We start from the raw sequence: 12441 nt of genomic DNA on the forward strand, positions 1-12441 counted from the left end.
TAAAACTTCCTAATAATTTCTAGGAGTTTTCCAATGAAAAGCCAAGCCCTATCAAATACCACTCAAGCAATCAATAAAATTGAAACCTATGGTTATAAATTATTCTCATCGAGTGATTTATTACTTGCCAAGGAAACAATCAAACAACTTGGAAAGATACTTTTCACTACAGAAGTGAAGGTAAACTTCGGTTCAAAAAATCTAGTCACCTCAGACCGAGCATTACCTTTACATACTGACCATCACGCCATCGACTATATCGCCTGGCAATGCCATCAACAGACTTCAGTTGGCGGACATACTCTGTTGCTAGACACAACATCAATCATTAAACGGTTTTCCGACGATGAGCTTGATGCACTAAAACAAATTGACCTGTACGAGCACAAGGTTTTTGACCAGGATAAAAGCACTCACCCATTAATTACTCAAACTGAAAGTAAACTATTCAACATTTACTTTTCATTTTGGTTGGTTAATGAACAAGATCGATCTCATCCTGCTGTTAAAAAACTCACCCAGCTAATAAAAATTTCTAAACCTATTAAATTCAAGCTACAACCTGGGCAGTTATTAGTCATTAATAACCGACGAATGCTACATGGAAGAACTGCAATTGAAGGCAACAAGGAGCGACATTTAACACGACACTGGCTTAAAGCTATTTGATAAATTGAGGAGTTTACCATGCAAACTGCTACCATCCATTTGGCAAAAAAACTGGTTTTACCTGCTAAGATATCAAACATTCGAATTCAAGAACTTATTGCGAAAGGCGTCCATCAAAAAATTGCTGCGCTAGATTTTTCAATGATTAAAATGAAATTACAAGAGCAAGACGAAGGCCTTGATTGGGATCTTAACCAATGCGAAAGTGCCGAACTTGAATATAAGCGCTACCTGACAATGTGCCTAAAGTTTGGCAAGGGTATCGTACCCAATAAAATCATGGACCAGTTCTGGCATTTTCATATTTTAGATACTCGTGCTTACGTGCAACATTGTGATGAAGTTTTTGGCCACTACATGCATCATTATCCATATTTCGGCATGCGAGGCGATGAAGATGCAACTGATCTCAAGACTTCTTTTTATAGCTGCCAAGATATGTACCAAAGCTTATTTAATGAGCCTATGGCAAGAGATGAACACACTGACTGCTGGCATGATTGTGAAAACCGTTGCTGGCATGCCTGTCCTTCCATGTCTCCTGATAATTAAATTTATTTAAATGTACTCTGCACCAACTTAACGCTTAATCCAGCCTGCACTACCCACGGTAGTGCAGGCGCATCTTCTAAAAAACAGCCAGTACCACTCCTCGGTTCCAATTAGTTACAAAAAACGACTATTCAATCAAAATGCTTTATAGAAAACCTCTCTGGCATAACTCCTGCTACATCCCCCATTAGCGCATTAATAAAAATAAGAGAAAGTAGCTATGGCTTATATCGAACCGAGTGAATTTGTTACCAAAATGGTCGATTCTGGTGAATCTAAAGTATATATGTCGACCCGCGATACTATTATCCGAGCATTTATGGCCGGTGCCATTCTTGGTTTAGCTGCCATTTTTGCAATTACCGTAGCGATTAAAACCGGCATGCCAATTCTTGGAGCGATATTGTTTCCGGTTGGTTTTATCATGCTCTATTTAATGAAGTTTGATTTGTTAACCGGTGTATTCACATTAGTGCCTCTTGCATGGTTAGATAAACGCCCTGGCGTTACCATTGGCCAAGTTTTAAGAAACTGGGGTTTAGTATTCTTGGGTAACTTTGCAGGTGCATTAGTCACTGCTTTTTTAATGTCCTTTATTTTAACTTACGGCTACAGCATTGATGGTGGTGCAATAGCAGCTAAGGTTTCAGCGATTGGTGAGTCGCGCACACTGGGTTATCAAGAACATGGCCTTGCTGGTTGGTTAACTATTTTTGTTCGTGGCATGCTGTGCAATTGGATGGTTTCAATGGGTGTGGTCGGTGCAATGATTTCTACTTCTGCCGGTAGCAAAATGATGGCTATGTGGATGCCGGTAATGCTGTTCTTCTTTATGGGCTTTGAGCATTCAATTGTTAATATGTTTTTGTTCCCATTTTCAATGATTATGGGTGGTGATTTTACCGTAATGGATTATTTACTTTGGAACGAATTACCAACCGCATTAGGTAATCTGGTTGGCGGTTTCTTGCTGGTCGGCCTACCGCTGTATTTAACTCACGTTAGAACCAATCCAACGCGTCAACTTACCTAATACAATCAGGGCCTAGCTTTCGCTGGGCCTTTATCGCTCTAACCTTTGTGATCAACCTATTACCTCCCCTCAACTTTCTACCACCTGCAAATCAAGCAAATATCTCACACACTTATCAGACATTGGCTATAGCCAAACCTTTTTATTGCCAGATAAAGTATTCGGGTCAAGGACGACACGGAAAACCTGCCAATGGCAATTTGTACAATTGAAGGCTGCAAGTGTAAAACCGGTGCGATTGCCGTGGTTTTTGTGCCCGGGATAATGGGCAGCCGGTTGAAGAATAAAGCATCTGGTGATGTGGTGTGGGACCCAGGCGTGGGTGCAGGGATTCATCTGAGTGCCCCCATGCGTGAGATGCGCCGCCAGAAGAAAAAATTTCAAGCTCACTTCAAAGAAGTTCTGGCATCTGATAAGCGCAGCATGGCTGAAAAAGGACTTGCTGCTGGCGCCAACACTCAACTGCTGCTGTACAAATATTCCTTAGAACCAGTCGTTAAATTGAGTATTGAAGGGGTGCTGCAGACAGCCCGTAAAAGCCGATTAATTTATGATCTAGCCAATTTTTGGCTCAGCAATGCAGCAGAACGAAAGCAGATTTTAGTCAACTCAGAAAAAAATGATGCCTATGATCGGGTGGATGATTTACTGGATGTTGATCAAGGTGATTGGAGCTATTTTAATCTATACACAAAAATCCCTAGCTTTGATTATTCCGACTATGCCAACCGCGGTTGGGGTACAGTTTCTTGGGAAAGCTACGGTAATTTTTTACGTTTTTTAGAAACAGAAGTCGCTCCAGAAATTCATGCAGATAAAAAAGGTTACACGGTTAAAACCTATGCATGCGGATATAACTGGATGCAAAGCAATGAAAAATCAGCAATACACCTTGATGCTCAAATTACCCAGTTTAGAAATGCGCTGGCATTAGAAACAAATTTACAATCTGAGCAAGTAAAAGTCATCGTCATTAGCCATTCCATGGGCGGATATGTAACGCGCTATGCTGCCACTCAATTACACACGCCAATTGACTTAGTCATTCACGGTGCCATGCCCACCCACGGCAGCCCTGCTACCTATGCCAACGCTCACCATGGTTATGGTAGCCCAGCAGGTATCTTCCTTGGAATTAATGGTGCAGAAGTATCTGCTATTTTGGGTTTTTGCCAGGGCGGGTTGGAGTTATTGCCCAACCATTTATACAAACGAGTAGATGGTGAGCACAGTTGGCTTTATGCTAAAAATCAAAATGGCGAAACCATCGACTTAACCCGTCAGTATTCAGGAATGAAAATTTATGATTTTTATAAAGATACTGAAAAATGGTATAGCTTTATAGAAACAAGGTTGCTTGCGCCTGAGTTAGTAAAAGAGACGCCTGAGAAATTAGAATATTATATAGCGAGATATACAAAAAGAATTGATAAAATAAAAAATTTCCACAAAAACCTCGGAAATGATTTTCATTCGGAAACTGTACTTTTATACAACTTCGATATAAAGCTGAACCATCCAAGTTACGACAAAGTAGTTTGGAAAAGTACGCATTTCCCGCAAGACAATATTAAAAAATGGCAAGTGGTTGATGATGATTACCATGAAATTTTTACCGCGAGCGGCAAGCTTGAACTCACCAACGAAGCCGATGGAAAACAATATCACAAAGAAATAGCTTATTATCGCCATCAAAAAAGTTTTGGTGGCGATAGCAAACCTAACAAACCCTACACCGCTGGCATTGAATTTAATATTGAGCCACCTAATGCTGCAGGAGATGGGACAGTACACAGAGGCGCCGGCAGCCAAGTAAGTAGCGACAACATAAAAGCGTTTATTCCGATTGCTGAAGTAGAAGAAATAAGCCTAAGAAAAAGTGGCTATTATTCTGATGACCCGCAAGAACACCAAGCTTTTTTTAATTCTCAAACCGTGCGCGAGCATGTGCAAAGTCAGATTAATGACTTTGTTGCTGAATGTTTTACACAAGCACATCAACCTCCGGAATTCATATGAAAAATATAATTTTTCTCATTTTATTTAGTTGTATTTTTCTCACCAACTGTAGCTTGATAGGGAGCACTCGCACTGCAATGATTGATGAAATACCAGGACCCGATATTTTTGAGCCAATGTGTATTGGTCGTTATCAGATGGATATGCCAAAAGGAACTATTGTTTCTGACTTGGTTTTTAGAAGTTTTGATTTAAAAGGAAAATTTACTCAAAATAGCTCAGAAGATGGAGAGTACGGAGGTTTATTTTCAGGAAACAGCCGACATCAGAAATGGACAGATTGGGTTTCCAAAAATTCAAAAGAAAACCATGGAAATAACTTTAATTATATTATCGACAAGAATGGCAACGATTATCGGATTTTATCAACTCATGTGGTTTTTCGGCCAGAAACGAAACCATCGGATATGATTGAGACATATATTAAAAAAGATTTTCCGAGCCTTAAGCTTAGCGTCGGCCTTAAAGCTGACCCGACTAAAACTATTTATTTCCATAGTAAATACAAGGATTACAAACCATATTATCAAAGATTTTTAAAACCAATCCCTGAAGTAACCAGTCTTTACAAACACCAACCTTGGCCACATAACCAACTCGGTGTCTGTCTGGATAAAAACATTACTTTTAATACCGTCAAAGCCGCAGATGATGAATATTTACGAGTGATTTACCGCTACGGCCAAAAAACTTTCTTTCAATTCTATTTTGATGCATACCCCGCCGGTAGTTATAGTGAATTACAAGAATATATTTCACAAAAACTCGGTTTATTATCTATGTTCGCCAGCGATTATTTCACCTTTGGTGGCCACACTGGAAAGCTGTTTTTAAGCGGTGATCGTTATAACCCTGAAGCAACTCGCTTCCGCTGGTACGCCACCGATGCTAAAGCAGGCAGCACACGCAACCCATATATTTCAATTGAAGGTCGAGTGGATATTAACGATTTTCCGGAATATCGGAACATGAATAATATTGATTCAGATGCAATTGCATTGGCGATTCTCAGCAGCCTTCGACCAAGAGAAAATGGCTTGGTGGGTACTAAATGATTCGTTTAATTTTTCTTCTCTCAGCTGCTTTACTTTCAGCTTGCAGTATTATTGGCAGCACTCGCACTGCAATGATTGATGAAATACTAGAACCCAATATTTTTGAGCCAGTTTGTATTGGCCGCTATCAAATGGATCTTCCAAAGGGATATGAGTTAGCTGATATGACGTTTAAAAGCCACAATTTATTGGGGTCATTCATCGAGGAAACGTCAAAAACCAGTCAACATAGCGGCCTTTTGTTTGGTCAGTACCGAGTTGAAAATTGGAAAAGGTGGGTTCACAACAAAACCAAAGAATATGATTATTGGAAACCAAGTTTTGTTTATGAAAAAAAAGAAAATGGATATCAAATCATATCAACACACTTTGTCATGGATGAAAAAACTGATCCTGTCGATATGCTATCAACTTATATATACAAAGACCTACCAACTTTAAAGCAAGGTATTGGATTAATAGGCAGCGAAGACGAAACAATCTATATCAGAAAAGAAACACCTTACTACAAACATTTCTATGATCGTTTTCTTGAACCGATCCCAGGAGTAGTCAGCTTATACAAGCACCTTCCCTGGCCACATAACCAGCTTGGCGTTTGTCTGACCAAAGACATTACTTTCAATACCGCCCGCGCTGCTGAGGATGAGTATTTACGCGTTATTTATCGCTTTAGAGAAAAAACTTTTTTCCAGTTTTATATTCAGGCCTATGCCAGAGATCAACACACTGAGCTACATGATGAAATTTCCAGCAAGTTAGGTGCGTTATCATTGTTCGCCAGTGACTATTTTAACTTTGGAGGACGCACTGGAAAGCTGTTTTTAAGCGGTGATGTGTATAGCCCAACCGCTACACGTTTTCGTTGGTATGCCACTGATGCAGTAGCTGGCAGCACCCAAAAACCGTTTATATCTATTGAAGGCCGGGTCGACATTAATGACTTTCCAGAGCTAAAGGGGCTAAATAATATCGATTCGAATGCGATCGCCCTTTCTCTGCTTGCCAGCTTTCAGCCGAGAGAAAATGGTTTGGTGGGTACTCGATAATTCCTCAATAAAAAAACAATCACCGGAGTGAGTCTTTTTTTGACTCTGAAACGGTTCGCTCTCATGTAAAACAGCTGTTGCTAGATTTTGCCAAAACCAACTTTCAGGCCAATCACAACAAGAAATTTATCGCATGAAAAAAATCATTGCCATCACTTTAATATTTATTACTTTATTGTCTAGCTGCACAGTTATAGGGAGCCTAAGGACCAATATGATTGACGAATTGCCTATTCAAAATATTTTTAAAACCGTTTGCATTGGTCGCTATCAAGTCGACCTCCCTAACAACGCCACCTTGGTCGATGGTCAATTTAAATCGTATGATTTACGAACTTTATTCGATGACCCAAAACTAAAAAAAAGCCAAACTTTTAGTGGCAAAAATCGCTACCAAAATTGGCTAACATACGTGGAAAAACAGAAGTCTGGGCACTCTTCTCCTGCTAGCATTATTAGAAATAGCAAGAATGACTTATCCCATATTACCACTTTGAAGTGGATCTTAACCGGCCCAGATAACAACCCCGACCCAACCGATATGACTGAAACCTTGGCTTATCGTGACTTCCCTAATATTGAGCTAGGGCTAGGTTTTTTACTCGCCGCGAATGAAAGAACCTAGTTTCGTCATGTCGAAGGGGCATATCAAAACAAGTTGGATCAATTAATTGCGCCGATTCCTGATGTTTTATCTCTATATAAACACCAACCTTGGCCGCATAACCAGCTCGGCGTTTGCTTGGATGAAAATATTGTATTCAACACAGCAAAGGCTGCTGACGATGAAGTTTATTCTGTAATGTATCAGTTTGGTGAAGCCAGTTATTTTGAATTTACTTTCATCAGCTATCCAAAAGACCAGCATGATCGGTTGCGAAAGGATTTAAGCCGAAAAACCGGGTTATTATCAATTTTCGCTAGTTCGGCATTTAACTTTGGCGGGCATAGCGGGCGTTTATTTGTCAGTGATCACGCCTATAGTCCTAGCGCCAGTAATTTTCGTTGGTATGCCACCGACGCTAAAGCGGGCAGCACTCGCAATCCATTTATCTCAATTGAAGGTTCGGTCGACTTAAATGATTTTCCGGAATATAAAGACTTGCGCAATATAGATGCTGATAAAATATTAATTGCGATTCTCAGCAGCCTTCGACCAAGAGAAAATGGCTTGGTGGGCACTAAATGATTCGTTTAATCGCTTTATGCGCAATCAGAATACGAAAAATCAATCAAGATAAAGCCAGATAAAAAACCAAAAAAGAAACACAGTAAGGCAGTCTCAATGTAGCTAAAGAAAAATGGCACGCACAAACTGATTGATGACAATTACTTTAATCCTCTGCCAGCGAAAGCTTGTAAAAACAACGAGGGAAATATACTCAGCCGGTTTAGCAGAAAATTGCCATCCGCCTCAACTAATAAAATTTGAATCAGTTGAAAGATACATGAAATGTGTATATTTTCAGCCGTCAATGATTCCTCTTCTGGATTAGCATGATTGAGCGCATCCACCTCAGAATTGTCCATGCCGTTGAACAATACGGCTCTCTTACCGCTGCAGCAAAAAAGCTATGCGTGACGCAATCCGCGCTGAGTCATACCATTCGAAAGCTGGAAGATAATCTGGGTAGTGAAATCTGGTTACGTGAAGGGCGCAGTTTACGACTGACCCAAGCCGGGCGCTATCTACTGAATATTGCCAATCGGGTGCTGCCCGTATTGGACCATGGCGAAGAAAAGCTGAAACAGATTACTCAAGGTGAGCGCGGTACTTTACGCATTGGTATGGAGTGCCACCCCTGTTATCAATGGCTGTTAAAGATTGTTTCTCCCTTTTTAGATAGCTGGCCAGATGTGGACGTCGATGTTAAACAAAAATTTCAGTTCGGCGGCGTGGGCGCATTACTAGATTACGATATCGACCTGCTGGTCACACCAGATCCGTTCTATAAAAGCGGCCTTTGCTTTGTACCTGTATTTGACTATGAGCAAGTGCTGGTTGTGCCTGACCACCACCCTTTAGCCACCCGCCAATATGCTCGGGCAGAGGACCTGCGTGATGAGGTTTTACTTACCTACCCTGTTGCCACCGACCGGCTAGATATTTACACCCGGTTCCTTAACCCGGCAGGTGTAAACCCCAAGCAGCATAAAACCAGTGAAGCCACCGATATTATGCTGCAAATGGTCGCCAGTAACCGTGGTGTAGCCGCCCTGCCACGTTGGCTGGCAGAAGAATACTGCACAAAATTACCCTTGGCTGTGGTAGGCCTTGGCGAAACCGGCATTGCCAAACAAATTTATTTAGGCACCCGTGAAAGCGATGCAGACACTGAATACCTCAAGGCATTCATCGAATTAGCAAACAATTATAACGCGCCCGTGATGACCAATAATCAATAAACTTGAATGACTGTTCAGAAAAATTGCGCGTAGCTATGCATTAATCGTTGCATTTATGCCTGCACTATTGAACAGATATTGCGCATATAAACCCGGGTGCGCCTACAGACTTACCTAGGCTACCAAAATCGACTGGTTTCCATTAATAAAATCTGATATTCGATTAATGCCGAACTAAAGTAGGTTGAGTAAGCCTTAAGGCGCACCCAACAATATCGGTGTCTTGGGGCATTGTCTGGTAAGAACATTTACATAACAATTAATACCTATAGGTCGGGCGTGCTTGGGCCGCTCGCAGGCTGGGCGAGGCCAATAATTTTTCCATTCCCTGTGGTAAAAATCATTGGGTTTCGCTCAACTTATCCAACCTAGCAAAACAATCCATTACAAATTCTCATTGATCTATGAGATCAAATCAATTTTCTTCATATAACAATCCAAGTATAAATTGCCTTGTACTTTTTCTGCTCGCCTGACATTACTGAATGGTCATAGCTGAGACTTGTCTGCCTTTCTTCAGAAAAGACATATTAAAAGCCCAAAAGAGCCCCCCCCCTCCCAAAGAACAGGATACAAGATCACAATGAGTAAAGGCTTTACATTCAGAATTAAACGCATTTTGTTCGATGAGAATTATCATCCATCAGATAGCACGCGAGCTACCACCAATTTTGCTAATTTAGCTAGAGGCGAAAGCCGTCAGGCTAACTTGCGCAATACTTTAGCTATGGTCAACAGCCGCTTTAATGCTTTAGCTAACTGGGATAATTTAAAAGGCGATCGTTATTCTGTTAAATTGGAAATTATTTCTGTTGATATCGATATCGAAGGCAACGGCCAACACTTTCCATCAATTGAAATATTAAAAACCAATATTATTGACCACAAAACCAACCAGCAGATTGAAGGTATTGTGGGCAATAATTTTTCTTCTTATGTGCGCGATTATGATTTTAGCATCGTATTGCGTAATCATAACAAGGGTCAATCTGAATTTAGTATTCCAGATAATTTTGGCGATCTGCATGGAAGGCTGTTTAAAGATTTTCTTAACTCTGATGTTTATAAAGAAAATTTTAATAAGCAGCCGGTAGTGTGCCTAAGTGTTTCAGATAGCAAAACCTACCAGCGAACTGAAAATCAGCACCCGGTATTAGGCGTTGAATACCTGCCGAATGAAACATCTTTGACCGAGCAATACTTTAAAAAAATGGGCTTTGAAGTGCGTTACTTTATGCCGTTAAATAGTGCTGCTCCTTTAGCCTTTTACTTTTTTGGCGACTTGCTGGGTGACTACAGCAACCTTGAACTGATCAGCACTATCAGCACTATGGAAACTTTTCAGAAAATCTATCGCCCTGAAATTTACAATGCGAATTCGGTTGCTGGCAACCTCTACCAACCTAATTTGAAGCATTCCGATCATTCACTGACGCAAATTGTTTATGATCGAGAAGAGCGCAGCCAGCTAGCAATTAAACAAGGCAAGTTTGCTGAGGAATATTTCATTAAGCCTTATCAATCAATTCTTGGGCAATGGTCTGAAAACCACGCTTAGTCATTCACTATAAAATATACGAAAATTAATTATGAAAAAAATATTACCTATCTCTACTGCTGGCAGCCTGCCCAAACCCTCATGGCTCGCAGAACCTGAAAAACTTTGGTCACCCTGGAAATTACAAGACCAGGCATTAATTGACGGCAAGAAAGATGCATTGCGCGTTGCTTTACAGGAACAAAATCTGGCTGGGGTTGATATTGTGAGTGATGGCGAGCAAACGCGCCAACACTTTGTAACCACCTTCATTGAACATCTTGATGGCGTTGATTTTGAAAAACGTAAAACGGTAAAAATCCGTGACCGTTATGACGCTAGCGTACCGACCGTTGTTGGGCCTATCAGTCGCCCTCACCCGGTATTTGTTGAAGATGCCAGGTTTCTGCGTGAGCAAACTGATCAGCCGATTAAATGGGCACTACCTGGCCCAATGACCATGGTCGATACCCTTTATGATGACCATTATAAAAACCGTAAAACGCTTGCCTGGGAATTTGCCAAAGCGCTTAACCAGGAAGCCAAAGAATTAGAAGCCGCTGGCGTAGATATTATTCAATTTGATGAGCCTGCATTTAATGTTTTTTTTGATGAAGTCAACGAATGGGGAATTGCTTGCTTAGAAAGAGCCATTGAGGGGCTTCAATGCGAAACTGTAGTACATATTTGCTATGGCTATGGCATTCAGGCCAATACCGATTGGAAAAAAACACTGGGATCTGAGTGGCGACAATACGAAGAAGTATTTCCAAAACTGCAGCAATCTAATATAGATATCATTTCACTGGAATGTCATAACTCTCAAGTACCCATCGAACTACTTGAGCTTATTCGTGGCAAAAAAGTCATGGTTGGCGCTATTGATGTGGCAAGCGATACCATTGAAACAGCAGAAGAAGTCGCTGCCACACTCAGAGAAGCCCTGAAATATGTAGATGCCGATAAACTCTACCCCTGCACTAACTGTGGCATGGCACCGCTTTCGCGCAGCGTAGCAAGAGGCAAGCTCAATGCCTTGCAAGCGGGTGCAGAAATTATCAGGAAAGAACTCTCTTCCTAATCATTTTCCGGCAGAAAAACCAATAGCTAAAATGGAAAATTAGTTAATGAGCATTATTGAATTTATAACAAACCATATTTCTACCTTTTTGGCACTGGTTACAACCGGCATATTCGCCGGAGTTTTAGCCGGGCTACTCGGTGTTGGCGGTGGTATCGTCATAGTGCCTGTGTTGTTTTTCTTATTTCAAAGTTTTGGTGTATCTGCAGAATCTGCAATGCTGGTAGCGACGGCCACTTCACTCGCTACCATCGTGCCAACATCGATCAGTTCGATTCGTTCACACCACAAAAAAGGCAATGTGGATTTTGACCTTTTAAAACGCTGGACTGCATTTATTTTTATTGGCGTATTAGCCGGTAGCTGGCTCGTAACACGTATTAATGGCAGCTGGCTTACATTACTGTTTGGCGTCATAGCAACCCTATCTGCGTTGAATATGCTGCTGAGAACCGGAAAATCTGCGCTGCTCCAACAATTGCCGGGTAAAGCAGGACAAGGAGTAATGGGAACATCAATTGGTTTTTTCAGCTCGATGGTAGGCATTGGCGGCGGCACGATCTCTGTACCACTACTGACTTTATATAACTACCCGGCCTATAAAGCAGTTGGCACCGCTGCAGCCATCGGATTAATCATTTCGCTGCCTGGCGCGCTCACCATGCTGATTATGGGAAGTACTCCAACCGATGCACCCGCCGGTACCTTCGGTTTAATTAACCTGATCGGTTTTATTTGTATCGTACCCCTCACCGTATTATTCGCACCAGTAGGCGCATCTCTGGCATCTAAATTAGATGCAGCAAAACTGAAAAAAATCTTCGCAGTTGTTTTGCTCATCACTGGCCTAAGAATGTTAGTGCAAAGTGTGCTTTAAATTATGCCGCGACTTTCTGGCCGCTGCTGTTCTTGAATTTGCGGCATTGCTGGTCAATAGATTCAATAGCACGATTTTCGCGATCCGGTTTTGTTTCTGCACCTTGAGCTATTTAACAGATATTGCGCATAAGCCCGGGTGCGCCTACAGGCCTACCCAGGCT

At 41.3% G+C, this 12441-nt stretch carries 12 protein-coding genes; all 12 read left to right on the plus strand.

What is annotated here, in order from left to right:
- Positions 1–33 precede the first annotated feature (33 nt).
- The 12 genes from DC094_RS03055 (at position 34) to DC094_RS03110 (ending at position 12278) form a co-directional block, all read left to right on the plus strand.
- The gene (locus DC094_RS03055) at positions 34–669 is read left to right on the plus strand and encodes a TauD/TfdA family dioxygenase (RefSeq protein WP_116685601.1); all 636 of its coding nucleotides are present in this window, start codon (positions 34–36) and stop codon (positions 667–669) included.
- A gap of 18 nt (positions 670–687) precedes the next feature.
- Positions 688–1221 carry a glycine-rich domain-containing protein gene (locus tag DC094_RS03060; RefSeq protein WP_116685602.1) on the plus strand — a complete coding sequence of 178 codons (534 nt, stop codon included), beginning with the start codon at positions 688–690 and terminating at the stop codon, positions 1219–1221.
- Between the two features lie 220 nt (positions 1222–1441).
- Positions 1442–2254: a formate/nitrite transporter family protein gene (locus DC094_RS03065; RefSeq protein ID WP_116685603.1), complete on the plus strand. Its 813-nt coding sequence runs from the start codon at positions 1442–1444 to the stop codon at positions 2252–2254.
- Positions 2255–2446: 192 nt separating this feature from the next.
- Entirely contained in the window at positions 2447–4273 is a 1827-nt protein-coding gene (locus DC094_RS03070) for an esterase/lipase family protein (RefSeq protein WP_116685604.1), read from the plus strand.
- A 77-nt stretch (positions 4274–4350) separates the two neighbouring features.
- Positions 4351–5328: a hypothetical protein gene (locus tag DC094_RS03075; protein WP_116685605.1), complete on the plus strand. Its 978-nt coding sequence runs from the start codon at positions 4351–4353 to the stop codon at positions 5326–5328.
- Positions 5325–6377: a hypothetical protein gene (locus DC094_RS03080; RefSeq protein ID WP_116685606.1), complete on the plus strand. Its 1053-nt coding sequence runs from the start codon at positions 5325–5327 to the stop codon at positions 6375–6377. The genes DC094_RS03075 and DC094_RS03080 overlap by 4 nt, the downstream gene beginning before the upstream one ends.
- A 214-nt stretch (positions 6378–6591) precedes the next feature.
- A complete protein-coding gene (locus tag DC094_RS03085; RefSeq protein ID WP_116685607.1) occupies positions 6592–7002 on the plus strand; it encodes a hypothetical protein in 411 nt (136 codons plus the stop codon).
- Positions 7003–7035: 33 nt separating this feature from the next.
- Positions 7036–7566 (plus strand): hypothetical protein, encoded by a 531-nt coding sequence (locus DC094_RS03090; protein WP_116685608.1) that lies wholly within the window; start codon positions 7036–7038, stop codon positions 7564–7566.
- A 308-nt stretch (positions 7567–7874) separates the two neighbouring features.
- On the plus strand, positions 7875–8783 hold the full coding sequence (locus DC094_RS03095) for a LysR family transcriptional regulator (protein WP_116685609.1): 909 nt from the start codon (positions 7875–7877) through the stop codon (positions 8781–8783).
- Between the two features lie 583 nt (positions 8784–9366).
- Positions 9367–10341, plus strand: coding sequence for a DUF1852 domain-containing protein (locus DC094_RS03100; RefSeq protein ID WP_116685610.1), 975 nt, complete (start codon positions 9367–9369; stop codon positions 10339–10341).
- Between the two features lie 31 nt (positions 10342–10372).
- A complete protein-coding gene (locus DC094_RS03105) occupies positions 10373–11401 on the plus strand; it encodes a methionine synthase (protein ID WP_116685611.1) in 1029 nt (342 codons plus the stop codon).
- A gap of 46 nt (positions 11402–11447) precedes the next feature.
- A complete protein-coding gene (locus DC094_RS03110) occupies positions 11448–12278 on the plus strand; it encodes a sulfite exporter TauE/SafE family protein (RefSeq protein ID WP_116685612.1) in 831 nt (276 codons plus the stop codon).
- Positions 12279–12441: the final 163 nt, after the last annotated feature.

It is taken from the genome of Pelagibaculum spongiae (genome assembly GCF_003097315.1).
GTDB classification, from domain to species: domain Bacteria; phylum Pseudomonadota; class Gammaproteobacteria; order Enterobacterales; family Pelagibaculaceae; genus Pelagibaculum; species Pelagibaculum spongiae.